The following is a 26,527-nucleotide window of genomic DNA, read 5'->3' on the forward strand; positions in this document are numbered from 1 at the left end:
AGATTTAATAAAAGAAAAGCGCTGTTATTTTTATAATAACAGCGCTTATATTACCATCCATGATTTATCGTCCATAATTAATATTCCAAATAAATTTTATCCATTAAAATGAGAGAGAAAATTAAAAGCGCAAAAATCCTTTTGCCATTTCTAATAAGGTATTCATTGTGCTACTGACTATTTTAACAAAATTATCGTAATTGCTGTTTGCCGCACTGTATTTTTTAGACAACTCATCAAGATTAGTATTTATTTTTTTCTCTAAAGCATCTAATGAATTTTTAAATAAATTAAATTCATTTTGTAATATCTCATGATCACCCTCAGCTCTTCTTTTTACATCTTCAATAATTTTATCTAGATCATGAAAATCTATAGCCATAGTAAATTCAGCGTAAACAGAGGATGGATAATTATGAATATTAGGTTTCAAATTGAAACCTTTTATTCCTTTAAACAAGTCATTTATTGCGTCTATTGCATTATTGACCTGATTGACATCTTCATAATATATTTTCTCTCCATCTATTACTCTAAAATAACGACCGTCTTCATCTCTAGTAAANTAGGGTGAATATTTATGAATATTAGATTTAAAATTGAAACCTTTTATTCCTTTAAACAAGTCTTTTATTGCGTCTATTGCATTATTGACCTGATTGACATCTTCATAATATATTTTCTCTCCATCTATTACTCTAAAATAACGACNGAGGATGGATAATTATGAATATTAGGTTTCAAATTGAAACCTTTTATTCCTTTAAACAAGTCATTTATTGCGTCTATTGCATTATTGACCTGATTGACATCTTCATAATATATTTTCTCTCCATCTATTACTCTAAAATAACGACCGTCTTCATCTCTAGTAAAATCAATACTCTTTTTAAAAAATAACTTACTAAAACTAGGATTATCGGTATAATTTTCTCTTAAACCTCTTAAATTATCAAATAATGTGTAAAAATCCACATTAACGGTATCATCTTTCTTTCCTGCCTTAGTAATTTCACTTAATTGAGATAATATAGTTCTTAATTTATTTACAAAATCCATATATTTAGAAAAAATATCTTTTAAAATATCTANATTTTAAAAAAGTGCATCTTAAATTCATTATTTTCTCTTAAATCTTTTAAATCATCAAATAATCTGTAAAAATTCACATTAACGGTATTATCTTTCTTTCCTGCCTTAGTCATTTCACTTAATTGAGATAATATAGTTCTTAATTTATTTACAAAATCCATATATTTAGAAAAAATATCTTTTAAAATATCTAAATAATCGCTTTTACCTGTCACTATAGAATCTCTGACTTCTTTAAAAAAATCATGTAATGAATCAGTATTTGAGCTACTTCTACCATTAACTTTAGCGTCTGCATGTTGAATATTTGCTATCTCTTTCGCTAGAATGCTTGCTNAAATAATCGCTTTTACCTGTCACTATAGAATCTCTGACTTCTTTAAAAAAATCATGTAATGAATCAGTATTTGAGCTACTTCTACCATTAACTTTAGCGTCTGCATGTTGAATATTTGCTATCTCTTTCGCTAGAATGCTTGCTTTATTACTGTTTCTTGTATATTTATTTCTATTAATAAACTCTTCTTCTTTTAAAGAGTAATGACTAACTAAATCATCAGATCTCATTGGAATAAAATCATTAATTTTATTTTGTAATCTCTCTTTTACTTTATCTCCTTCTTGGTTAAAATCTTCTGGAGTGACTTTTAAACTATCACCTTCATCAATATAATGACTATTTTCAGAAAAATGATTTTCTGTTAGTCTTTTTTTATTATACTCAAGACTATTAGTATTACTAATTGCTTGACTGCTCATAACTAACCTCTTATTTTTTAAATAAAAGTAGTCGCTCTGCATAAATTAAAAAGTTATATGCAGAGCCACACGTTAAGTATCAGCATTTTTGGTTACTATTTTATCTAAAGTCAAAATTACAAGATTACAAGATTACAAGATTACAAGATTATTTTAGTATAATTATATTATTAATTTAATTAATTAGTTAGTTAAAAACGTAAAAAGCTTTTCGCCATTTCTAATAATGTATTCATTGTGCTGCTGACTATTTTAACAAAATTGTCATAATTACTGTTTGCGGCACTGTATTTTTTAGAAAGCTCATCAAGATTAGTATTAATTTTCTTCTCCAATGTATCTAGTGACTTCTTAAATAAATTAAATTCATTCTGTAATATATTACGCCCTTTAGCTTCTTCTTTTTTTATATTATTTTCTTTAATCACTTTATCCATTTCAGCTTCAATATCAAACCCAGGTCTTACAATACCAAATAAGCTTGTATTTTCTTTTAATAATTTTTCCCTTTTTTCTTTAAGATCACTATCAGAAAGTATACCATCTACAGTTGATACTGAATCATCTATAGATTCAATAAATTTATTAATATCAGAAAAATCAATACTACCTACAAATGTAATATCAATATCTTGATTTTCCCCTGATGATTTTTCATTTTTAGTTATTTTTATACCTTTAATACCCTTTAATGATTTTTCCATTGTGATTATAGCATCATTCACTTGACTTTTATTAATATAAGATATGCTGTAATCATTTATTTTACGAAGATAACTTCCATTTTCTTTATACTGAAAAAGTAAATCAGAACAAAAAAAACACTTACCATGATCTATATTTTCATATTTTCGTTTAATCTCAATTAGCTTTTCTTTAAATGAAGAAAACTGAACATTCATATATTCAGATTTGCTGCCTGATTTTGTATATTGACTTAAGATAGAGATAGTGCTTCTTAAATCATTAACATAATCCATATATTTAGAAAAAATATTTTTATATACATCTAAATAATCATGTTTACCACAAATAATCGAGATTTTTACTTCACTAAAAAAATCACGTAATGAATGAGATTGTAGAGGGTTTATTTTTAATTCTACATATTGTAAATCTGATATCTCTTTCTCTAACTTTTTAAAGCTATGAATGTTTTTTACATATCTATTTTTGTTAATAATAGATTCTTCTTTTTGGGAAGAAAAACGTTTAATCTCTTCCGGATCCAATAAAGTATAATTATCAAGATTATTTTTAAGCTTTAATTTAACCCTTTCTCCTTCTGTATTAAAATCTGTTATTATCTTATTGTGTTTATTATTGTTAGATGCAAAGTCACTCGGAGCATTATTATGTAATTCAAAACCTAGATGTTTTATATTATTATAGCTAGTTGGGTTTACCACTCAATACCTCTTAAACTTTATTCGAAAGATGTGCGTTTACATCTTGATTTGCTTGAATAATAGTTTCCAATGCTTTTATAAACGTTTTGATAAAATCTAAGTTTTCACGTTGAATTTCAGAATTATTATTATTTATTTTATCAATGGATTGAGAGCTTGCTTCTAATACTTTATTATTACCTTCTATACGTAATGCATTATTTTGAATAGAATTATCAACTATTTTTGATATAGGCTCTGCTGTTGCAGAAATAAAATCCCCTTTAATGGTTGTCTCATTTCTCGGATTACCAACAGATATCCCTTTATTTATCCCTTTTATTGAAGTAAAAGCCCCGATACCATTAATTGTCATAGACAAAGTAGCACTTGAGATAGCCGCCCCTAATATAAAATCAGCTTTTTGGTTTAGGGCATCCTTTATCTTATTGGCAATATCGATTTGCATTTTCATAAGCGTATTACCAAGCTCTCTAGATGATTCATATTTTTTAATCATGCTTTTTAAATAATTAATTATCAAATTAATCATACCCATCATTTCTTTAGAAATAAAGTTAAATCCACTTGAATTAATTACTCCATCATTTTTCAAAAGAGAATCTTTATTTAATTCTCTCATTAAATTTTTAACATTTATATTTTTATCCTCTGGTAATTTCAAATTAGGAATAGAGGAGTTTATCTGTTTTATGTTTTTTTCAATTATGTCATTTATTTTTTTTAAATTACTTAAGTTTTTAATACCACTTTCATTATCATTAATTTCATTATTATTACGTTTAACATCACTTGGCTCATCAAGCGTCTTTATAAATGCTTCTTTTATTATATTACTAGAAATTGAATTATTCTTTATATTATAATCCATAATATTTTCCTCTTAATAATTAGATAGTAATATTTTTTACTATTTTTGACCGCATTGTATTACTTACCGCTAAGCTATCACTCATATTTCGTAACATTTCAGTTAATGTATCAACTTGGTCATTATAACTATCCATAATTTTATCGATCATTTTTTGGATCATGTCTAATATAGCTTCTAGCTTTTTGGAATCTGCAACTGACCTCATAATTTTCTCAGTAATCGTAGCGCTATATATATTAACGATACTCGACGCTGATGCAGTTGTAAGTTTTGAAGCGACTAGCGTTCTATTTAATGTTCGAAATCCTTTGTCAGAAAAAGACTTAAAAAGCTCTGGCGAAAGCTTGCTAGGCAAATTTTTAGATAAAAGTTTATTGATAATTTTAACAATATTTTCTAGTGCCTCCATGATAAATTCTTTAACTGCTTTACTTAACATCGCTTCAAGATAATCATTCATTATCTTTTTCAGCATCACTTTAACTTGTTCAGTAAATATTTTTTTAGCAACATTCGTTACCATATTAGCAGCCGAACCTGCAACAAAACTTAATGCAACGCCTCCAACCAAAAGAGCGACCGTCACAAAAATTTTCACTGCCATTTTTAATTTTTCTTGCATAGCATCTTTTACTTCTTGAATGGTTTTTTTATCTAAACCTAAAGTAACTAATGCATCCAAGGTCGCGTTCATCATATCCACAATAGCATCTACAAGTTTATCAACCACGTCGCTAATCGCTTCTGTCACAGGCGCCATTGCCTCTTCCATAAAGGATTTCTTATTTATTGCTTGATAAATTTCATCGGCAACCGTCAAAGTGACGCTAGCTGCCATCATCACCACAGCAACACCAACCAGAGCCAGCGAAGCACCCGCGGTAAAAATTGAAGCGATACCCGCAATAAGTGTTAATAACCCACCAAGTATCTTTAAACCAATCCCTGCCCAATACTGAATCTCTTCTTGTTTTTTAATTTGTGCTTTTTGATCTTCAATTTTTTGTTTTAATGATTTACTGGTAACTTCCTGCATTTCATCAAATAATTTTTGCTCGCCTTCAGCACGTTGTAAGGTGACTTTTAATGTCAGCTCTCGTAATTTAGCTAATAAAAAAGTTAATAAAGCCATTCCCGAAAGTGAATGCGATGCAACTTCGAGTTCTATTTTACTTTGTGTTTCCGTTAGTTTTTGATAAACATCTTTTGCTGAATCTAATCTATTTTTGATTGAATCATCATTTTTTTTATTAATTAATGAATTTAATTCATTTCTATAAGATGTAATTGAATTAAGCTTATCATTACTCATAGAAACATTTGGCATATATTTAAATGCCTCATCTAAAAAATGAGCCAATTTATTATATAAACTATCAATATCAGCTAAAGTATAATCTTTAGTGCTATCAGGTAAGTCCATAAAGGGGAAGTTATCTTTAAGAAAAGCTTCCATCTCCTCTCTACTATTAATCTTTGTAGAGAGTAATTTATTAATAACAGAATTAGGAATATTTTTATTTTTTAAAAATGCAATAACTTCTTCTTTGGTTTTAAACTTATGATCTTTAATTTGATTATAGATTTCCATCCAATAATCAGTATAAGCATCTTTATATTTATTCATATCATCTAAAATAGATTGATAATCATTTTTTAGTCCATCAACACCTTGAGATAACTTATCTAGTTTTTCTAGATAGTAATCCAAATTATCGACATTTTTAAGTTTATCTAAAATACTCTGATTTATTAAGTTTTGATATGATAATTGTAGATAAAGAAATTCGTTTGTTCCTTTTGATGAAGAACTTTTCGACCGATTTGAAGCAGAATCTAATAAAGGTTTTTCGGTTACAGTAGGTTGATTTGAGCGGACATTTGGGGTTGCACTGCGCTGCTTTTGCTCATCATATAGATGCTTTTGATTAACTAAAACCTCTTCTTTTTTATTTGACTCTGTAGGGCTATTTAATACTTCTTCTGTTTGTGTTTTCTGCGGATATAGCTGTGCCTTAGCTTCTTGCTGCTCTGCAGTTTTGATATTAAAATTTAAATCTGATTTGGTATCAATTTTTTTATTACTTTTTTCTTGTTCTATTGGTGCTCTTAAAACAGGATATTCAGTAATATTTTTATCTTTTAAAATAACCTCATTAATTACCTTTTCATTGGTAATAGTATTAATTATCTGAGCTTGTTTCACACTCTCTTTATTGACTTTCTCTACCTCCTTAGAAGGTGAGACAGTGGAAATTTTTCGCTCATAGGTAATATCGTTATTAATTTTACCATTCATATTATTCGTCCTTATTTTCATCGATGACGACAAGTGGAATATCTTTTAGTGACTCTAAATAAACCATTGCTTTTTCTTTTATTGCTTCGTCATTAATATTTTCAGCTACCTGATGAAAGCAATATTTTGCTTTCTCTTTTTCACCTAAAGATAAATTGCATTGCCCTGCATAAAATACGGGACGATAATCTTTATCTGCATTTAAATAAGCTAAAGCATAGAGATCAACTGCCGCCTGGTACTGTTTTTTCAACTGATTAACTGCGGCTAACCCCATGATATAATCAACATTGTAGAAATCATAAAGACATAAAAACTTGAAAATAGCTTCGGCTTCATCCAGTTTTCCCTTCTGATAGAAATCATAAGCAAATGAGTAAATTCCTTCCATAAATCCTTCTGGAATTGAGCTTTCGTCCTTGAGTGAAGTCCCATTTTGAACAATAGAAACGATATAGCTTGCTAATTGATCAATTTCTTTTTCTGACATTTTTTCATATATTGACATAATGTTAATCCTTTCATCTTAGATGAATAATTAATAATAAAATCATAGAGTGTTTTTCATTCAATTACTTTAATAAAACACACGCGACTATTTATAAAAATAAATTATCTTTTTTTATATTTATAAAATATAAAAGCATTTATTCATTTATATAATCCATCTCTTCTCTTAATCTTCCATCTATTTCTATTTTCTTCAACCAAATTAAGATATCCATAATATCCAATAAATCTTGATCCATCATGACTTCAAAAAGATGATATTTATGATAAATTTTTCGTGCTAATACCGGATATCGCACAACCGGCGTACCCACTTTTTTTGCATAGGCTTTAACCGCTAATGCTTTTGCATTAACGCATTTCAATGAAATCAATGGCATTATGCCATTATCAGGATCAAAATAGATCCCGACTGCTACATGCGTTGGATTAACAATGACCGCAGAAGAATCTCTAATCACTTTCTTCATCGGTTCATCAAGCAATTCTTGATGTAATTGTTTACGTGTTGATTTTATTTCTGGATCACCTTCCATATTCTTATTTTCTTGTTTAACTTCATGCTTTTCCATCATCATATCTTTTAAGAAAAGAAAGAAATCCGTAATAATATTTAAAATAAGAACAGGCAAAGACAATATAAAAAAAACAAATATAAAACTGACAACTAGCGAACCCCATTTATCAATAACTTGATTTAATCCAGAACGATATAACAAAAATATTTCTCGCCCATATATAATCATAAATAAATAGCAAGTAATAACAAACACCACAATAAAAAGTAGTGTTTTCATAAAGTCCTTTATCGTTCTTAAACTAAATATTTTTTTAAATCCAGAAATAGGATTAATACGAGTTAAATCTAATTTAATTGCTTCTGTAGCGAGTTTAAAACGTGATTCAAATAATGATGGAATAGTACCAACTAATGCAGTTAAAACTAATATTGGTAAAATAATATCAAAAAAGATTTTTGATATAACTTCAATATAACTTTTTAATGTAATATTGGTGGGATGAAGCAATAGAGATTGATAAAAATGAATAAACTCGGTGAAATCAGTTTGATGAAAGATAAACATCATTCCAATAATATAAACTAATCCTGATGTTAGCTCTTTATTTTTAAAACTTTGACCTTTTTTAGCTGAATCATCCAGTTTTTTCTGGGTTGGTTTTTCTGTTTTTTCAGCCATGATAAATTCTCATAAATAACTCATAGAAATATCTGTTATTAAAAAATTCAGATAACTCATTTGTTAACGCTGAGGCAAAAAAGAGGAGCAACGCGGAGAATGCAATGATCCCTTTAATACACAGTGATAAAGAAAAGGCATTCAGTTGTGGGCAAAATAGAGAATAGACGCCTAATGCAACTTCACTTAAAAACATGATAATAAGTACTGGTGAAACCAGCACGATCGCTACTCTCACCATATCGGTTAACCATTTACCAATAAAAGAGTAACCAATATTTTGATTAAAATAACCGATAGGAAAAACATCATAACTGTCTTTTAAGGTGTCCATTAAAATCACTAGACCCCCTGTATTTAGAAAATAGGCAACACAAAATAACCCTGTTAGAGAAGCGAATTCTGAAGATTCAATACCTGTCGTTGGATTGATGGTATCACCAATACTGGCACCCCGTTGGTTATCAATAAATTCACCAAATGCTGATGCAATCCAAAAAGGCGTTGCAATTAATAACCCAATGAGTATGCCAATCACTAACTCACTAATTAAAATGATCCCCCAACTATCTCTAATATCCTCTGTAATAGGAATGCTGGCTTTTATTCCCATTGCAATATAAAACACGATAATGTATTTCAATAACTGACTATTTAATACACGACTATTAAGAAAGGGGATAAACATAAAAACAGGAAATAAGCGAGCAACGAGAAGTAGCAAATCGACCAAATAAACTTGTAAATACCCAAATAGTATCAACATGTTATTTATCCAGATAATCCTATGACAAGCATCTCTTTTGCATAAACTAATATTTTATCGCCCATCCAGCCCATAGTGATCAGCAAACAGACAAAGACACTCACTAGCTTTATACCAAAAGGTAATGTTTGCTCTTGAACTTGCGTAATCGTTTGTAATAAGCCAATAATTAAACCAACAAAGGTTGCTACCGCTATCGGACCTGCTGAAAGTAGAATAACCAGATAAACGGCTTTATTCGCTGCATAGACCATATCCATTAGCTTACCGCCATAAGATCAAGATATTGATTAATCAATCCTTTTGATAATAAAGTCCAACCATCCATGGCAATAAATAAAATAAGTTTTAATGGGACTGATAGGGTTATAGGGCTCATCATCATCATCCCTAATGCCAGTAAAATACAAGACACCACTAAATCAATAACAATAAAAGGGAGATAGAGATAAAACCCGATAATAAAAGCAGATTTGATTTCACTTAATGCATAAGCGGGTAATAATGAGAGCAAAGAACTTTCAATATTTTCACTATCACCTTGGCTTTCGGGTCTATTTCCTTGTGCTTTTTCAAAAAACTCAAGTAATTCTGGCTCGGAATAACGATATAAATAGCGTTTATATTCACCTAATGCTTCATCAGAGAAGCGTTCTAATGATTCTGGTGATGTGATGCTAATAGGTTCATCAACTAAATACTGATAACTATTTTTGGCAATTGGCGTCATGACAAATAGAGCCATCATCAATGCAACCGCGTTCAGTACCATGTTTGAAGGAACTTGTTGAACACCAAGCGCATTGCGCGTCATCACTAATACGATTGAAAACTTTAAATAGCATGTCCCCGCAGCAATAATAAAAGGCGCTAAAGTTGCAAGAGCAAGGGTGAGTATTAGGGTGGTTGGGCTATCCATAATGTTACTCTTGAACTGAAAACGAACGTTGTATTTCAACAGCAAAGTTATCGCCAACTTTAACTAATTCACCTGATGCAACGGATATACCATTTACTTTTACAATAATATGTTGATAAGCATTCTCTGGTAATTCTATTTTATCGCCTGGAGCAAGTGCTTCTATCTGTTCTATCAATAGAGTCTTACTTGCTAATAGAAAAGAGACAGTTACAGGGATAGCGCTAATAGATTGTAAATTAACCGTGTCATCACGCTCTAGAGTTGGCGAAATATCATCACGATGATCGTCAAGATCTTCTTGCTCTAATTGAGTTAAACCATCAAGATCAGTTTCTTCAGGATCAAACCTTTCATTTAATTCCACGCTATTTCCTCCTTCCCAGGCATATTTCATCCATTTTTTTTGACCAATAACTAACATCGGAGAGACTGTTTTAATTAATAAAATATCGCCTTGTAATGCACTTTTAAGTAATGAAAGAGAAATTTGGCTATATCCCCAATAAAAATCAGCGATAGCGCCAATTTTATTTTTTGATATAGTCATCCATTGAAAATTACCGTTAATTTCATCAATAAATAACTCACCAATATCGCTATTAACGACGGGATAACGAATATCAGCAGGTTTTCCCAAACAGATATTATTTACCTTAAGAGACATAGGCTCTTGCACAAAAGGAAGCGTTATTTTTGAGTATTTTTCTAATAAAAAAGCACATAAATAAGATGCAGGAACCTGTGTCCAATCGATATTTTTTTCAGGGTAAATCTTAGCCATAACAGTATTAACTGGAATTAACCCACTTAAAGTGCCTAATGCATTTTCACCTTTAATATGAAAATAATAGCTTGATATGTCAGTAGGTAATGATTCAAATGATGCAGATAAATATTTCATCGCACTGCCATCATAATCTTCATTTTCTAATGGCGTCTTCATCAATATTCTTCCTCTTTATGCTTATCGGCATCAATAGAATTAATATGTCTATAGCTATTTTTTTCACTATTTTCTAACGATAGTGTTGAACGACCTTGATATTGATTTAAATTTTCAAATGATGCTTGATAAACTCGCCCTGTTGACGCAATTAATTGAATTTGATTCTCTAGCGCAAAGCGAATTTGTATTTGATGATTATCATTTCCCCAACGTTTAAAAACATAAGTGATATTATTGGGTTTAGAGAATAGAGCATCTGTTTTATGCAAAATATTCCACGTCGGCAAATCAAGTAACTGTTTGCTAGAAAATGAGGTTTCTGGTTGAGGCGTTAACGGCGATTTCACTGCATCAGCTAACGGCATATTCGTATTTATCAACACTGGATCAGGTAATTGTTCTGGTACTCTGTTTTTTATTTCTTTTTTAACATCGCTATCCAATGAGATATGAGAATTATGCTGTCTTAATTTATTATTTAGTGGTAATTGTTTATTCTCCACTATAGTAGTGGACTTGCTCTCTTCTTTTATCGAATCACGATGTCGTTCTCTATCTATTAATTTATCATTAATTTTATCTACTGAATTTAAATATTTTTTTGAAATTAAATCAGAAATATGAATTTTTTTATTATCATCAATAGATTCATTTTTATTATTTGATTCCATTTTATATTCAAATTCATTATTTTTTGGTAATGGCAATGTACTGTTTTTTAGTGTTTTATTTATATTTTCTTTTTTATCTGATTGGTTATCAACGACCCATTCGGTTTGTTGATTTATATTGATTTTCTTATTTTTGATATGGCTATCAAGCGTAGACAATCCCTTTTTAATCTCTACAGACCTACTTTTTTCATTAATATCTCCCATGGTACAAATTAAACCATTAGCTTCTATATCAATACCTTGCGAGATTAACTGCTTTTTTAAATGCAACGGGATAGCTGGCTGTAATATTTGTTGATTAAGCAATAATCCCTCTAAATTTTTAAATTCATCACTATCCGTTTTCAATTCATCTTTTTCTTTTTTTATCGACTCATTTTTGGTGTTTTTCTTTGTGGATAATTGTTCTTTTTTATCTATGACTTCTGAAATTTCTTTTTTATTGCTAACGTCTTTGCTAACATCTTTGCTAACGTCTTTGCTAACGTCTTTTTGAACAGCACTATTCTCTTTTTTACTCATTAGAGATAATAATTGTAACTTGTATTTGAATTTTTGGAGACTTTTAGGCATTAGCGTATTTAGCTGAGATTCATTATTTTTAAAATGAATTTCATCATTATAAATAATCTGAGTTAATCTAACGCTATCAGATATTACTTTGTTCATACAACGCCATCTCCTGTATTTCATTTTGCTCTAAACGTTCTAGATATAGTATTTTCTCTAACAGTTTTCTATCAAAATAACGTTGCATTTTCTTTTGTTTCTTAACAGCGATAAGATACTCTTTTTGCAAAGCCATCTTATCTTCCTGTAACTGAATTAATTTATTTTCAATTTCTTTGAGTTGGGCATAACATATATTTAATGATGATAAAACGATAGCTTGTTTTCGACGCTGTTGACTTAATGAAACAAAAGAATAGATACCGGTTTTTTCATAAGCCGGTATCTCATTTTTTAATGCATTTGCTAATTGTTGTTGTTCTATTTTTTTATTTTCAGCTTCAATTAATAATTGTTGATATTGGCGCTGTTTTTTTTCTATTTTTTGTTGACGTTTGATAACGGTATTAATCAGAGATTGTTGTTCAAGAGGTAAGCGCATATAGCTTTTCCTGAGTTTCTTGAAATTCAGCTTTTTCTTTAAATGATTGAACTAAAAAACGTTCAATTAAAGCTTGTTTATTAACTGCTTCATCATTAAGTGCATTATCGCCGGCATGATATTCACCAAGTTCTTGCAGTAATTTTATATCTTGTAAGCGCATTAAAATTTGTCTTACTTTTAATGCCGCTTGTTGCTGTTTTTCACTGGTAATTTGTTGAAAAACACGACTTACACTGCCTAAAATATCAATAGCCGGATAATGACCAGATGCTGCAATTTTACGCGAAAGATAAATATGCCCATCCAAAATAGATCGTACTTCTTCACCTATTGCATCAGGTTCATCATCGCTCTCTAATAACACGGTATAAAAAGCAGTAATTGAGCCTATTTTAGTGACACCGGGTCGCTCTAAGATTGCAGGTAACTTATCAAATACAGAAGCGGGATAACCTTTACGTACGGGTAATTCACCCGCCGTCAGCGCAACATCACGTAATGCCCGACAGTAACGTGTTATAGAATCAATAAATAAGACAACATGCTTTCCCTGTTCACGAAAATATTCTGCAACCGTTGTTGCCACTAGCGCAGCGTTACAACGATCAACCGCAGGCTGATCAGAAGTAGAACAGATCAAAACTGTTTTTTTACAGCGACTATCATTTTTCAACTCTTCAACAAATTCGGTGACTTCACGTCCCCTTTCACCGATCAGACCAATAACAAAAATATCAGCTTGTGAGAAACGGATAAACATATTCATTAACATGGTTTTACCAGTTCCTGCGCTCGCAAATATTCCCATTCGTTGTCCTAATCCACAACTTAATAACCCATCAACAGCGCGTACTCCTGATTGAAAAAGTGTATTAATCGGTAACCTGTCATTAAATGATGGAGGGCTCGCGTCAACAGGAAATAACTCATTATACGTTTCTTCAGGTGGCTCACTGTTGTCAAACCTTAATAAGCAGTGCCCCTTAATATCAATCATGCTACCTAATACATTGTTATTTAATGCAACAGAAAAAGATTTTCCTGTTGGCTCTACGATTATCTGTAAAGAATATCCTTGAGAGCTTCCCATCATACTGAGTATTGTGATGCCATTACGAAACCCAATCACAATGGCTTCACCAACGACTTTTTTATTTTCTATGCCTGTTTTTATTTGGCAAATCTCACCAATGAAAACATCACGCAGCATTACCTCAAGAATATTTCCTTGTATTCGAGAGGGATGCGCTGCGTAACGAAATGCTGAAAACAACTTGCTCATCGTTAATTAATAAATTGCTGATGAATTTGATTCATGACTTGAAAAAATTCATCAATCGCTTTTGCCATTGTTTCACCGTTTTGCAATGCAACAGGCATAAAAGAAGCTCTCAGCTCTAAATCAGACTCCACTTTGACTAAAGCAGGCTGTCCAGGATAAAAGCTCTCTGTCTGTACATTAATTTGGTCTAATAAAATACCACTGCTGTTTTGTTGTAACTGATTTTCATCGTATTCACGTAATACAGACCAAATCATTGGCACATCATCGACAGTTAATAAGTTAATATCGGGCATTTCACCAAGACTAATGGTAATAGTTGAATGGTTATCGATAGATTTACCACCAGAAAAAAGATCATTACGACCAATGACATTCATAGAATCAATAATCAAACCTGCAAGATCACAAGACATATTCTTCCCCTAAATAGATTGCAAAACATTTATTTCAACATCTGAAGATAATTCGTCATAAGATAAAACTGAAAGCTGTGAAAATTGCGTCTCTAATAATTTCCTAACAAATCGTCTTATATCTATTGCCGTTAAAACAACATAGTTTTGAATATATTTAATCTCATCAAAAGCAACTGTCATTTTTTCCATAATAAGATCAAGTTCAGCAGGTTCTAAATTGAGAAATGTACCAGAAGAACTTTGCCTTATTCCACTACGGATTATCTCTTCGACTTCGTTAGATAATATAACAACATTAATCTTTCCATTTTTAGAAAAAAAACTACTTATATACCGCGCCAACAATGAACGTATATGCTCAGTTAATAATATAGGATCTTTTTCCTTTCCACCCCATTGTACTAAGCCACCAATAATTGTCTTTATATTTCTGATGGGTATTTTTTCTTGTATTAGTCTTTGTAAAACTTCATTAATACGCTGAATAGAGACTTGTCTATAACACTCTTTCATTAGCTCTGGAGATCGCTCTTCGACTTTATCCAGAATGTTTTTAGTTTCTTGAATGCCTAAAAATTCGATAATATTAGAGGTCATCAAATATGAGAATTTATTATAAAAATAATTTTCTGATTTAATAAATTGATAACTTAACTTAGTGAGCCTCTCTTTTTCTGTTTCTTTTACCCAATATTTTTTTATTTTATTATCTTCTTTTTCAATATAGTTTAATCCTAACGAGAAAAATTCATCATTAGGTTCTTCTATATTGATAAGAGGAAATGGGCAATCAAATTCATCCGCTTTAACTTCATTGATTAGAATAATTATTCTATCTTCTTCAATCACATCAGAGTAGTGGATCACAATATCAGGCAGTAAAACACCATATTGTAAAATAAACTCTTTTTTAAGCCATTTATCAAAAACGATTTTGGTTAAGTAATCTTTTTTTGTCGTGGCAACAGTGATAATTAAGGGTAAGGTTTCTGCTTGCTCTAAAGAGATCGTTTCTGTCAGTAAGCTATTTTCTTCTTCATCTTTCTTTCCTGAAAAGAGATTAGAAATAAGTCCTTTTTTACTTTCTCCCTCTTCATTTTTTCCACCTTCTTCTGTTGTCACTGATGCTGTAGCTTTCTTCTTATTTCCCCTATTTTTTTTAAAGAAATAAAGACCAATAATCGCAGAAAGAATAAGGAATACTGGTGTTGGGAAGCCTGGTAAAAAACCGATAACAAATGCCAGTATCGCTGTCACCAATAAAGCAAAATCTTGAGCTAATAGCTCATTCATTATGCTAAAACCTAGGTTTTTATTTTCACCCCCCACACGAGTAACAATGAAACCAGCACTAATAGAGATAAGTAATGCTGGGATTTGTGCAACTAAACCATCACCAATGGTCAATAATGTGTAGGTATGTAAGGCCTGTGAAATCGATAAATCCATTTGAGCCATACCAACAGAAATACCACCAATAAGATTGACAAAAATAATCACAATACCGGCAATTGCATCACCTTTAATAAACTTCATTGCCCCATCAAATGAACCATAAAGTTGACTCTCTTGCCCTAACTCTTTACGCCTTATTTTTACCTCATCATTAGTAATAATGCCGGATTTTAAATCAGCATCAATGCTCATTTGTTTACCCGGCATACCATCCAATGAAAAACGTGCAGCCACTTCTGCAACACGTTCAGAGCCTTTAGTAATAACCAAAAACTGCACGATAGTGACAATTGAGAAAACCACAAATCCCACAACAAGATTTTCACCAATAACAAACTCACCAAATGAAGTAATAATTTCACCCGCATCAGCATCCAGTAAAATTAAGCGACTAGTACTAATAGAAAGCGCCAAGCGGAAAAGTGTGGTTATCAGCAATAATGCTGGGAATGTCATGAAATTTAAGATTCGGGTAATATAAAAAGAGCTCATAAAAATTAAGAGCGAAATAGTAATATTTAACCCGATAAGAAAATCGACGATATAAGTCGGGAGCGGAATAATTAGCATCATGATCACTAAAACCATAACGGCTAATACAATAAGCTCAGGACGATGTCTAATGGCAGAAAGAAATTTATAAACCATAATTTATATCCATTTAAATATGTTTAATATTATATTTATATTGATTTTCTTAAATGATATCTTTCCATATGGATATAATCATCTATTATACTTTGAATTATCATTTGACATTCATCTCTAAACTCATCAGATAAAAACAAGCTCTCTGGGTATTTATTAAACATGGTTTTTATTCCCTGTAATAACTTCATTCTTACCGTTATTAATAATTTTCCCCACTCACCTGATAATAACGAGATTAAATATTTACTCATATCTTCTGGATATGTCATTCCATAAAATATTAATTGATAAAGTTGCTTTTCTGATATAATACTTTGCAACTCTATTTTCTTAAAAAAAATCATATTTGATTCTATAAAACTATATAACGCTCTTAATTTATTAACTCGTTCTAACAATTGCCCAAATTCAGAGCTCTGAGCACAACTTGGCATTAAAGATTGCATATCACATAACAGACTTTGAGAAAGAAAAGTCAAAATAATAGTACATTGATTAACGTCATATTCTTCCATCCACATCTGAAAGAAGTAGATCGGATCTATATCTAAATTAATATAACTACGATATAAATCTCGTAATACAGAAGGTCTTAATGATAATAACTTAGCAAATGTTTTTGCTTTTAAAGCAATATTGATCCCAGCTTTAATATTTTTTGCATTTTCACCCTCAAGTAATCGAGTGATTTCATTTTCTATTCCAGCATCTAACTGAGCGCCGAGTTTTTTCTTTCTTAATAACTCGCGTAAAACCATAACCAAATCGCTTTCATCAGGAAAAATTTGCCGTAAATAAGCAAGAAGATCCTGAAGACTTTGACCTGACTTTTTAAACATTAACAAAACGCTATCGAGCTTTTTATCTGCACCCTCTTCCGTTATATAGAGTGTACTTTTCCCCCGATTAGCTTTTTTATCTAACCACTTTCCATAGCGTTGAGAAAATTGAGTCGCAACCATCGACATATCATCAGCAATATCAGCTAATTGATTTTGGTAATTTTGCTTTTCTGAAATTTTAGGTTGCTTATATTCCGTTTCTTGCTGACTTTTACGACTAACGTTATTTTCTTTTGCTTCTAGTTTAATCGGTATAGAAGAGTTAATTGGCGCAATCATCACATTACCTCATAAAAGCTTGAAGTTGTTGTAATGCCCGTGTTGTTTTTTTATCCATTGGTTGAAAAGGATCTTGGTTTAATGATTCTGATAAATCCGTTTCTGTATTCTCTAATAATCGAGGCTGCAACATAAAAATACGCACCATCTTTTTATTATTGTCTGATTTATAAGTAAATAATCCACCTACCAAAGGGATTGAACTTAATACGGGAATTCTAGTTTCAGCATTAATATTATCTTCACGGGTATAGCCACCAATTAATAGGCTTCCGCCTTCTGAAACACGCGCGACGGTACTAATATTCGTGCGGTTAATGACAGGTAAACGTTCAACCGTCTCATCTTTCGCCGTATCATCTTTTTTTTCTGCCCCATCTTCCAAATTGATGATCATTTCAATTTCTTTATTAGAACTACCAATTCTTGGCAACACACTCATCATCGTACCAAACGTGGTCGATTCTAATGTCGCGACACGCTCCCCTTTAATTTGCGTATAAAAGGTGGTGTTATTATCAAAAATGGCTGGGGTATTTTCTTGAGTTAATAGGATAGGACGAGAAACCATTTTGGCATCGCCATCTTCTGTTAATGCTTTTATCTTTCCTAAGAAATTAAAACCTGATGCAGCGCTTAAACTCGATGTATTAAAAGAGAAAGTGTGATTGCCTGAGCTATATCCTGCTTGCCAATCAATACCTAAGCTGTCCGCTTTATTTTTTGAAATATCAATAATCCATAGCGATAGTTCAACTTGTCGTTTAGGTTTATCAAGCTGCTCAATCAAAGAACCGACTAATTCTAATCCTTCTCGACTGGTTTTAACTAACAAGCTATTTGATGCAGGCAAGGGAACCAATTCAACATGATATTGCCCCATTTGCGTAATAACTGGAGTGACTGATAAATCATTTTCATTATTATCAATAGGTAGTGAGCTATCATTGCCTCTTTCTGCGGTATTGTTTCTTGAAGAGTAAGTGTTTTTTATTGGTGTTCCTGTTTGTCCAGTTTGAGACATAAATAGCTGCTGAAGCACCGTTGTAATACCTGGCAATACAATCTTTTCATCTCGTAAAGAGTAAGTTCTATCTTGTACAAAGGTATTTTTTAGTGCAAATACTTGCACAAATTCCTCTCCGTAACGAGAGCTCCCTGTGGGTACTTGATTATTTATATTTTGATAAATTTGCTCTTGAACAGCATTATCAAGATAGTCAGCGGCAGCTTTAACCAATTTAAGATAGATAGGAGGGCCTGAAATATAAAAAGTGCGCTGATCCTGCCCAGAGCGTAAGGGGAAACGAGCATCAAATAGACCTACATCTTGGAGATACTCTCTGAGTTCACTTATTCCAATATTTTTTACTTGGAATAATTCTTGAAGGATCTCACTATTATCATAAACATAGATAGATTCTCCATCATTGAAATAGAGTAATGACATTCTGCGCACCATCGAATCAAACGCATCCTGAGGCGAAGAAATATCAAAATTGCCTGTTACTCTTTTTTTCTTAACGGCGTTACTTAAAATAAATGGCTTATCTAATTTATCTGATAATACAAAGAAAAATTGCTCGATACGTGTATCAACAGCAATGAACATATCAGGTTTTTTTACCTGATGTGTGTAGATAACTTTCCCCTCTGCACCTTGAACAGGGAAAGTTAAACTGCAACAAATTGATAGCCCAATAGCACAGCAAATATTATTTTTTATTTTCATAGAGAAGGTGACCAATTCGACGGAATTCCGTCGGTGTAATACCAAATAGTGTTTTTATTTCATTAGAAAAATGGGATGCTGAACTAAACCCATTATCTACTGCAATTTGCGTCAAAGATTCATTCGTCGATAAAGTAGTCAGAATCGATGATGCAGCTCGCCATGAACGTAATTGGCTCTTACCGCAATTACCTAAATAACGTTTACAGAGTCTTCTAAAATGAGTACCTGATACACCATAGCGCTCTCCAATTTGGGCAATATTACTTTTCTTTTCATCTAAATAGCTGATGAGATGTAATATAAGCCAATAGCTTTCACTATGTCTGATGGTGACAAAAAGAGGTTCTAATTGGCTATTCTCTTTTAAAGCTTCGCTAATTAATATGAACTCTAATGTTCCCTCTCTATTTTCTATATAAAAAATCTGCTGATTAATATCAAATTCAGTGCCTATTGCTGTCATTTTTGAAAAATCACGAGCATAATCAATAAAGGCTAATAATCTGGCACAAATGAAAAAAGATCTTTTTTCTATTTTCCAACTTTGATTATCAGACTGAAAAACAACATCACTATTTTTAGCATTATAAATAAATGCGCTTCCTTTTATCATTTTTGTAAATTGACCATCTCGTATTTTAATTGATGATTCATTATTCAGAGGAATACAAAAGAACAATGAATTCCCCATTAATATGTTTTTATCACCACTTATCTTTATATCGTTTATCAACATAATTTAAACCTCAGAAATATAAATCAACTCAAAAATGACAAAGATAACGATACAATATCGTTAACGAGATACAATTTACGTGTTATGATTTGCATGTTCTTCGAATAATACCACCAATAATTAGTGATAAAAATGTATAATTAAAGCACCGAGTTTATATTTTACAAAATATTTTGATAAAAGGTATCTTAAAGTAACAAATAAAAAACATGTTCTTTTTTAAAAACAACATTTCAATATTGAAAGCAAATATTAATTCACACAAAAAATAGATAAGATAACTTCTAGGGTATTTTTATGCTTTATTATTTATATATTTTGAATGGACCATTAAAATATACAAAAATATCATTAATTCCAAATGAATATTCAATATTAATATATAATAAGAGAAATGAAATTCATGCTGATGATGCAAATGAATTTTACATTCCGTGCGAAGATGAAAACTTAGTCAAAAAAATTAATATCAAGCTAAAAAATACAGAAGAAGAGCAAAATACATTAGTTATAGAAGAGAGTGTGATAGCCGATGAAATAGGTGTTGAAAGTAAAATATATTTTGATAAACCTATTTATCTTAATGATACTCCTATGCTTTTAATTAGCAAAAATGCTAATTTATCAAAAGAACTGTTGGTATTTCAGAAGAGAAAAAATCACGTTAAAACTCGAAAAAAAACAAGTATCATATTGATAGTATGTCTATTTTCATTATTGTCTTTTCTGGCTTTATTTTTCTTTTTTGACAAAAAAGAAGTCAACAACGTTGTACCAGAACCTACGCTATCCGTAGAAAACTATCACTATTTTTTAGGTTTAAAAAACCATTACTGTCTCTATGATGAGAGTACCCCTGAGTGGATTAAAAATAACAATAATAATCAATATTCATATATAGATATTAAAAAACTCAATCTTATCTTTAATGGTGAGAGTAAAAGAATAAATAACATTATGATTAAAGAGGACTCAAAGCCAACAATCGCTTTTATTTATCATAACAATCATGAAAAAGAAAAAATCGATTCAGTTATTCAACAACAATTTTCTTCTTTTTGCCAACCTGAAATTAAAGCTATCTCTATTCCTAGTTTAATTGAGCAGATAAACTCACTCTCTTTTATAAAAGAAACCAGCTATCAAATAAAAGAAGAGAAAAATGGGATCACTTTTATCTTTGATGGTATTTTAAATAGAGAAAGCAAAATAAAATTTGAGCAATTTATAAAAAAACAAACCTCTATTTTTGGCAGAAAATTTATATTTTACCGTGAGAATATAGGTAACCCAGCTTTAATCAATAAAGCAACTTTACAAGAAGAGAATGGATATATCTTTATTGATAGTCAACACCGTTATTTCCCTAAAGGGTAATACTCGTATTTTATTAATATAAAATCATAAACATTTAGAGGATTAATATTATGGCAAATAGCTCAGTCGCCGATGATGTAAGTTCAATTAAAAAAGTAGATGAATACTTTCAAGAGCCTGTTAAAAATCAAAGTGATGCTTTAAAAGCGGCTTTAGATGCTTTAAAAACAGACACCTCGAATGCAGCCGCATTAGCAGACTATCAAGCAAGATTAGCTGAATACAATATTACACGTAATGCTGAATCAACATCGATAAAAGTCGTTAAAGACTTAGCGATGAGCATTATTGGTAATATGCGTTAATCTTAAATTATGTAAAGGATATTTATGGCTATTTTACCTGTTTCTACCGTTAATTTACCGGTGTTATCTGAAAGTACAGATAATGGAGATTCACTCTCTTCAATAATGACAAAAAATATTGCCAGCGGCTTTCAGTATGAAGCGCAACTACATGAAAAACTGGCAACATTAAGTCAGCTTTCTGATGTTCAAAGCTACACCAAACTACAATCGACGCTAAATGATTATACCATTACCATGAACTTAGCCAGCACCTTGGCAAGAAAATCATTGAATATCGTAGAAACTCTACTAAAGGCACAATAGTGATGAAAGCCAGATATTTATTAAGCATGTTATTATTTTGTCTGGTTTCACTATTAACTGGGTGTAAAGAGCAGTCATTATTAACAGGTCTTAATCAGCGTCAAGCCACACAAGTACAAGCGGTATTACAGAAACATCAGATAGCCAGTACCCAAACCGCATTAGGCAAAGGGTTGTTTGATGTGTCCGTTAAAAAAGAGGATGTGGCTGTCGCGGTTCAGATATTGGAGCAATATCAATTACCTAGCAATGCGCGAATTGAGGTTACTCAAATATTCCCTTCTGATGCATTGGTTTCTTCACCACAGGCAGAAAAAGCACGATTAATTTCAGCTATTGAGCAGCGCTTAGAACAATCGTTACTCACTATTGGAAATATTATCGATGCAAGAGTGCATATTAGTTATCCTATATCCCCCTCAGAACGCATTATTCCACCGCCTCACGCATCTGTTCTCATTTTTTATGAAGACAGTGTGATTGATGCTGAACAGCTTGGCGAAGATATTCGTGCTTTTATTCACAACGCCTTTAGCGATATGAATGAAGATAATATTACTGTTCTACTTTATCCTCGAAATATCAATAAATTAAGCGCATTAAAACCCCTTCCGAGTGATGAAAATAGTGCTGTCGCTTTTCATTATTGGTGGTTGTTAGTGCCACTTTTTATTAGCTTACTGTTTATTGCCATATTAGTTTTTATAAGATATCGCCAAAAAAAACTGATGATGGAGGAGCAAAAAGATGACTCTCTCTCTTCAACAGTTTGATAGGATCTCGACTGTGATGTATGAACCATTGCAATACATCCATCCAGACTATAAAACAGTAGCAACTCTCGATGATGAACCTATTTGGCAACAGTTTGCTAATCATCAATTGATTAAAGAACATCAACTTATTACTGAAATAGACTGCGATATAGAAGCCGATCCTGTCACCGAAAAACTCTTCACTCAATGGCCATTATTACCCCAATGTGCACTATTTTTAGGTTACTTTTACTCACCTAAATATATTTTACATTCGGGTGATTACTATCAGTTGTCATCATCGTTACAAGCATTTCTCTCATTAAGATCTGTCGTGTTACTCAATGAAGAAAATAAAAACGATGATAACGAGATAGCGCCTATCACAGTAGGTTATCAATTATTATTTACTTTTATTCGTTCTATTTCGGTTGCATTAGCACAACGGTTTAAACTCTGTTTTCCTATAAATCAGCCTCACATTGAGTTATCACCGAATCTCTCTTTATCACGTTCACTTTTTCTTTTGGTGCTTAATTATGCTGCGTTCTGTGCCTGAAAAACTGTTAGATTATACCTGTGAAGGGGTGCTTATTCGTGCCCGTTATATCCGACAATGGGATAATATCCATAAAATAAATCTCGCAACAAAAAATCATGCGAAAAAGCTTATTCGCAATACTGAGGAAAAACTTAAGTCACATCATGATGCTGTGGTTAGACAGGGCTATAGCGAAGGACTGAAAGCACTATTGGGAGATATATTAGCTCTATTCTCTCAATATCAAACCCATTTATTTCACTATGAAATAAAACAAAGAGAGTTGATCACAAGTACAGTTGCTCAATATTTCCAGTCGCCAGAGATGCAAATAGAACTAACCAAACAACTTATTGCCGCCAGTCCTTTAGATCATAAGCTCATACTGAATATTCCTAAAACCTTACAACCTTATTTAGAAAAGGCATTGAGCGATCAAAATGTTGAATTCATTCCCCATGAAAATACAACCATTTCTGTCAGCGCTGGATCGCAAATCCTTTTTTTTGATCCTCCTCTTTTTATGCAAGATCTCAAAGCTCAATTTCATCAGCCTTATGCTGAAAAAAACCAACTCGCATTTTCTCAAGATCTTAAAACACGTTTAATCGATTATATTCAGCAATTTGAATTACTCGAAAACCAAGACGATAGCCAAATTCAAAGAGAGCGCCCTAATGAAGATTGATCCTTCCTATACACAGTCGCTATCTCACTTATCTTCAACAATAAATACAGATAAAACAGAAGCAATAGAGACTCGCCCAGCATCACTGCCTAGAGCCGCAAAAAGTGATCTTTTAGCACCAATTCTTAATCGAGATTTTTATCAGCAATTACAAGACCAAGGCATTAATGATGCAAAAGAGATCCTTAATTTCTTAAACCAATATGATGTCATGAATGAGGGTAATCAAACACTTAAAGAGGCTCGCCAACGAAGCATATTGATGTATGCCCATCAACAGAGTGTATTAGACGATACAGAAAATAAAGAAGCTATTAATCAAGCGCTTATTTCATTTCTTTCTTATCAAGGCTTCTATCATCAGTTCACACTTGATTTATTGGGTATGACAGATAACCAAGAAGAGTATTCAGATTTCTTTAAGCCTGATTCCGCTTCATTTTTATTTTAATTATAAAATTTGCGCACCCGGTCCTTTTTCACCTAATACATCATCAGGATTACGTAACGGGCAATCACTCAATGATAGACAACCGCAACCAATACAGTGGTCAAGCCCGTTACGTAATCGCTTAAGACGACGAATTCTTTCATCTAACCGTACTTTCCAATCCGTTGATATTTCGTGCCATTGTTCTGCGGTCAATTTACTATTTGGTGGATATTTTCCGAGTATTTCCTGAATTTCTTTTAGCGGAATACCCGTACTTTGCGCAGCTTTAATAATTGCCACATAACGCAAGACAACAGGTGGATAACGACGCTGATTACCGGCACTTCGATAACTTTCTATCAATCCTTTTTCTTCATAAAAATGTAACGTAGAAATCGCAACACCACTTCGTTTTGCTACCTCACCGACGGTAAGTGCCCTATTGAAATCTATTTTCTCTTTTTTCATTTTTTTCTCTTGACCTCAACTTAACTTGAGGTTTTATAGTCCTCTCCTCAAATTAAGTCAAGTCAGTGGGATGCTGACTTTTATTTTTAAGAATGTTGAGGTCAGATGAATGCCTAATTCAATTGCACGTATTCTCGAAAGTCGCTCTTTGTGGCTTATTGCCAGATTACTCATTCTTGTTTTGTTTCTCTCTTCTGGCTTTGCCAAGGTTTTTGATTACCAAAATAGTTTGGCTGAAATGCGTGCAGCGGGATTAACTCCGGATTGGTTTTTTAATATTGCCTCGGCGATCGTTTTACTTTGTAGTTCACTTTTAGTGCTTTTCGATCGCTATCTATGGCTAGGGGCGGGCGCTTTAGCCCTCTTTTTATTTTTAACTATCGTGATTGTTCATACTTTTTGGAATATGACGGGAGATAAAGCCATGCTGTCGATGTTTTTCGCGATAGAACACCTCGCTGTTATGGGGGGATTAATCACTACAGCAATGGCAAGTCATTTCAGAGCCTTATGGAAAAAAACTCACGCATAAAACAATAAGAAAAATAAAACATTCACTATGGGATCAATAGTAATATGAATAAAAAGCTTACTCTTACTGTATGTGCCTCACTCTTTTTACTCAGTGCCGGCGCGGCAGTTTATGCAACAACATCATCTGATGAAGATGCATCACAACAATTTGCTTATCCCCCCACAAAAGTGGCATTAGCAACCGTACAATCCTCAAAATTACCCAACAATATGCAAGGGGTGGGAGAATTAGAAGCCGCACGCCAAATTTATTTAGCGGCTGAAACTAATGGTCGAATTGCCGTAATTAATTTTGAGTCAGGGCAAACTGTTCAAGCAGGTCAAGTCTTGGCAAAACTAAATGATGAACCTGAACAAGCTGAATTATTACGTTTACAAGCGCAATTAACCAACGCAGAAAAATACTATTCTCGAACAAAACAACTTTATAGCAAAAATATGGTGGCTACTGCGCAATTAGATAGCACGTTATCAGAGCGCGATATGATAGTTGCCTCCATTCGTGAAGTGAAAGCACGGATTGCACAAAAAGCAATTAAAGCGCCCTTTGACGGTATCGTTGGGATAAAACTTGTTCATGAAGGCCAATATCTAAATGCGGGTGAACGTGTAGCTTCCCTTGTCGATGCGAGTCATTTAAAACTTAACTTTTCACTTGATGAACAAGCCGCACCAAAAATTTCAACAAAACAGCCAATCAATATCGAAGTTGATGCTTACCCAGATATCATTTTTACGGGGGCGATAAATGCGATTGATCCTCTTATTGGCCCATCTCGTACAGTACAAATACAGGCTGTTTTACCCAATACTGACAATAAATTAAAAGCGGGCATGTTTGCTCGTGTTCAAGTTACTTCTCCTGATAGTCCTATGGTATTAACCATACCAGAAACCGCAGTCACTTATACTGCCTATGGAGATACCGTGTTTGTAGCGCAATCTGACAATCAAAAAAACCTTATCGCTAAGCGTGTCTCTGTGAAAGTTGGATTGCGCTACAACGGCATGATTGAGATAAAAGAGGGGCTTACCCTCGGTGAGCAAGTTGTCTCATCTGGTCAAATTAAATTGAGTGATGGCATCTCAATTGAACCCATTGAGCAAGATACATTAACGTTGGCTCAATCGGCGACAACAAAACCATAACGGGAGAT

Annotated in this window: 29 protein-coding genes; 9 read left to right on the top strand and 20 right to left on the bottom strand. The window is 32.2% G+C overall.

Annotation, left to right across the window (positions count from 1 at the left end; translation table 11 throughout):
* Positions 1-121 precede the first annotated feature (121 nt).
* From DK865_RS18085 to DK865_RS18185, 19 genes are all read right to left on the bottom strand, one after another.
* Positions 122-625 carry an IpaD/SipD/SspD family type III secretion system needle tip protein gene (locus tag DK865_RS18085; RefSeq protein ID WP_109392506.1) on the bottom strand — a complete coding sequence of 168 codons (504 nt, stop codon included), beginning with the start codon at positions 623-625 and terminating at the stop codon, positions 122-124.
* Between the two features lie 463 nt (positions 626-1,088).
* Positions 1,089-1,436: an IpaD/SipD/SspD family type III secretion system needle tip protein gene (locus tag DK865_RS18095; protein ID WP_109392508.1), complete on the bottom strand. Its 348-nt coding sequence runs from the start codon at positions 1,434-1,436 to the stop codon at positions 1,089-1,091.
* 606 nt (positions 1,437-2,042) lie between these two features.
* Entirely contained in the window at positions 2,043-3,260 is a 1,218-nt protein-coding gene (locus DK865_RS18105; RefSeq protein WP_109392510.1) for an IpaD/SipD/SspD family type III secretion system needle tip protein, read from the bottom strand.
* Between the two features lie 10 nt (positions 3,261-3,270).
* Entirely contained in the window at positions 3,271-4,131 is an 861-nt protein-coding gene (locus DK865_RS18110) for a hypothetical protein (RefSeq protein WP_109392511.1), read from the bottom strand.
* Between the two features lie 19 nt (positions 4,132-4,150).
* On the bottom strand, positions 4,151-6,433 hold the full coding sequence (gene sctE, locus DK865_RS18115; RefSeq protein WP_162556642.1) for a type III secretion system translocon subunit SctE: 2,283 nt from the start codon (positions 6,431-6,433) through the stop codon (positions 4,151-4,153).
* Position 6,434: 1 nt separating this feature from the next.
* A complete protein-coding gene (gene sicA, locus DK865_RS18120; protein WP_109392513.1) occupies positions 6,435-6,941 on the bottom strand; it encodes a type III secretion system translocator chaperone SicA in 507 nt (168 codons plus the stop codon).
* Between the two features lie 139 nt (positions 6,942-7,080).
* A complete protein-coding gene (locus DK865_RS18125) occupies positions 7,081-8,142 on the bottom strand; it encodes an EscU/YscU/HrcU family type III secretion system export apparatus switch protein (protein WP_109392514.1) in 1,062 nt (353 codons plus the stop codon).
* Entirely contained in the window at positions 8,135-8,908 is a 774-nt protein-coding gene (sctT, locus tag DK865_RS18130; protein ID WP_109392515.1) for a type III secretion system export apparatus subunit SctT, read from the bottom strand. Before sctT ends, DK865_RS18125 begins: the two co-directional genes overlap by 8 nt.
* A gap of 5 nt (positions 8,909-8,913) precedes the next feature.
* On the bottom strand, positions 8,914-9,168 hold the full coding sequence (gene sctS, locus DK865_RS18135) for a type III secretion system export apparatus subunit SctS (RefSeq protein WP_023583014.1): 255 nt from the start codon (positions 9,166-9,168) through the stop codon (positions 8,914-8,916).
* On the bottom strand, positions 9,168-9,827 hold the full coding sequence (locus DK865_RS18140) for an EscR/YscR/HrcR family type III secretion system export apparatus protein (RefSeq protein WP_023583015.1): 660 nt from the start codon (positions 9,825-9,827) through the stop codon (positions 9,168-9,170). The genes sctS and DK865_RS18140 overlap by 1 nt, the downstream gene beginning before the upstream one ends.
* Positions 9,828-9,831: 4 nt before the next feature.
* Positions 9,832-10,773, bottom strand: coding sequence for a FliM/FliN family flagellar motor switch protein (locus DK865_RS18145; protein ID WP_109392516.1), 942 nt, complete (start codon positions 10,771-10,773; stop codon positions 9,832-9,834).
* Positions 10,773-12,119: a hypothetical protein gene (locus DK865_RS18150; protein WP_109392517.1), complete on the bottom strand. Its 1,347-nt coding sequence runs from the start codon at positions 12,117-12,119 to the stop codon at positions 10,773-10,775. Before DK865_RS18150 ends, DK865_RS18145 begins: the two co-directional genes overlap by 1 nt.
* A complete protein-coding gene (locus DK865_RS18155; protein WP_109392518.1) occupies positions 12,100-12,561 on the bottom strand; it encodes a type III secretion protein in 462 nt (153 codons plus the stop codon). Before DK865_RS18155 ends, DK865_RS18150 begins: the two co-directional genes overlap by 20 nt.
* Positions 12,545-13,846 (bottom strand): type III secretion system ATPase SctN, encoded by a 1,302-nt coding sequence (gene sctN, locus DK865_RS18160; RefSeq protein WP_023583019.1) that lies wholly within the window; start codon positions 13,844-13,846, stop codon positions 12,545-12,547. The genes DK865_RS18155 and sctN overlap by 17 nt, the downstream gene beginning before the upstream one ends.
* Before the next feature lie 2 nt (positions 13,847-13,848).
* Positions 13,849-14,262, bottom strand: a complete 414-nt coding sequence (locus DK865_RS18165) for an InvB/SpaK family type III secretion system chaperone (protein ID WP_023583020.1) — start codon at positions 14,260-14,262, stop codon at positions 13,849-13,851.
* Between the two features lie 9 nt (positions 14,263-14,271).
* A complete protein-coding gene (locus DK865_RS18170) occupies positions 14,272-16,368 on the bottom strand; it encodes an EscV/YscV/HrcV family type III secretion system export apparatus protein (RefSeq protein WP_109392519.1) in 2,097 nt (698 codons plus the stop codon).
* A gap of 35 nt (positions 16,369-16,403) precedes the next feature.
* Positions 16,404-17,492 carry a type III secretion system gatekeeper subunit SctW gene (gene sctW / locus DK865_RS18175; RefSeq protein WP_109392520.1) on the bottom strand — a complete coding sequence of 363 codons (1,089 nt, stop codon included), beginning with the start codon at positions 17,490-17,492 and terminating at the stop codon, positions 16,404-16,406.
* A gap of 4 nt (positions 17,493-17,496) precedes the next feature.
* A complete protein-coding gene (gene sctC / locus DK865_RS18180) occupies positions 17,497-19,224 on the bottom strand; it encodes a type III secretion system outer membrane ring subunit SctC (protein ID WP_109392521.1) in 1,728 nt (575 codons plus the stop codon).
* Entirely contained in the window at positions 19,208-19,963 is a 756-nt protein-coding gene (locus DK865_RS18185; protein WP_023583024.1) for a helix-turn-helix domain-containing protein, read from the bottom strand. The genes sctC and DK865_RS18185 overlap by 17 nt, the downstream gene beginning before the upstream one ends.
* Before the next feature lie 297 nt (positions 19,964-20,260).
* Here DK865_RS18185 and DK865_RS18190 point away from each other — a divergent pair, with 297 nt between their 5' ends.
* The 7 genes from DK865_RS18190 to DK865_RS18220 are packed head-to-tail and all read left to right on the top strand — an operon-like array spanning position 20,261 to position 24,386.
* Complete coding sequence (locus tag DK865_RS18190; RefSeq protein WP_109392522.1) at positions 20,261-21,340, top strand: PrgH/EprH family type III secretion apparatus protein; 1,080 nt, start codon at positions 20,261-20,263, stop codon at positions 21,338-21,340.
* Positions 21,341-21,390: 50 nt separating this feature from the next.
* Complete coding sequence (gene sctF, locus DK865_RS18195; protein ID WP_109392523.1) at positions 21,391-21,645, top strand: type III secretion system needle filament subunit SctF; 255 nt, start codon at positions 21,391-21,393, stop codon at positions 21,643-21,645.
* A 24-nt stretch (positions 21,646-21,669) separates the two neighbouring features.
* The gene (sctI, locus tag DK865_RS18200) at positions 21,670-21,951 is read left to right on the top strand and encodes a type III secretion system inner rod subunit SctI (RefSeq protein ID WP_023583027.1); all 282 of its coding nucleotides are present in this window, start codon (positions 21,670-21,672) and stop codon (positions 21,949-21,951) included.
* A 2-nt stretch (positions 21,952-21,953) separates the two neighbouring features.
* Positions 21,954-22,724 carry a type III secretion system inner membrane ring lipoprotein SctJ gene (sctJ, locus tag DK865_RS18205; RefSeq protein WP_109392524.1) on the top strand — a complete coding sequence of 257 codons (771 nt, stop codon included), beginning with the start codon at positions 21,954-21,956 and terminating at the stop codon, positions 22,722-22,724.
* Positions 22,699-23,265 (top strand): type III secretion protein, encoded by a 567-nt coding sequence (locus DK865_RS18210; RefSeq protein ID WP_109392525.1) that lies wholly within the window; start codon positions 22,699-22,701, stop codon positions 23,263-23,265. The genes sctJ and DK865_RS18210 overlap by 26 nt, the downstream gene beginning before the upstream one ends.
* Positions 23,246-23,935: a type III secretion protein gene (locus DK865_RS18215; protein WP_109392526.1), complete on the top strand. Its 690-nt coding sequence runs from the start codon at positions 23,246-23,248 to the stop codon at positions 23,933-23,935. The genes DK865_RS18210 and DK865_RS18215 overlap by 20 nt, the downstream gene beginning before the upstream one ends.
* Positions 23,925-24,386: a hypothetical protein gene (locus DK865_RS18220; protein ID WP_109392527.1), complete on the top strand. Its 462-nt coding sequence runs from the start codon at positions 23,925-23,927 to the stop codon at positions 24,384-24,386. Before DK865_RS18215 ends, DK865_RS18220 begins: the two co-directional genes overlap by 11 nt.
* On the opposite strand, the gene soxR is transcribed toward DK865_RS18220, so the two are convergent.
* On the bottom strand, positions 24,387-24,836 hold the full coding sequence (gene soxR / locus DK865_RS18225; protein ID WP_023583031.1) for a redox-sensitive transcriptional activator SoxR: 450 nt from the start codon (positions 24,834-24,836) through the stop codon (positions 24,387-24,389).
* A gap of 109 nt (positions 24,837-24,945) precedes the next feature.
* On the opposite strand from soxR, the gene DK865_RS18230 reads away from it, so the two are divergent.
* Both DK865_RS18230 and DK865_RS18235 read left to right on the top strand, forming a co-directional pair.
* A complete protein-coding gene (locus DK865_RS18230) occupies positions 24,946-25,368 on the top strand; it encodes a DoxX family protein (protein ID WP_109392528.1) in 423 nt (140 codons plus the stop codon).
* Positions 25,369-25,412: 44 nt separating this feature from the next.
* The gene (locus DK865_RS18235) at positions 25,413-26,519 is read left to right on the top strand and encodes an efflux RND transporter periplasmic adaptor subunit (RefSeq protein WP_109392529.1); all 1,107 of its coding nucleotides are present in this window, start codon (positions 25,413-25,415) and stop codon (positions 26,517-26,519) included.
* The last annotated feature ends 8 nt before the right edge of the window (positions 26,520-26,527 follow it).

Source organism: Proteus cibi (assembly GCF_003144405.1).
Lineage (GTDB): Bacteria > Pseudomonadota > Gammaproteobacteria > Enterobacterales > Enterobacteriaceae > Proteus > Proteus cibi.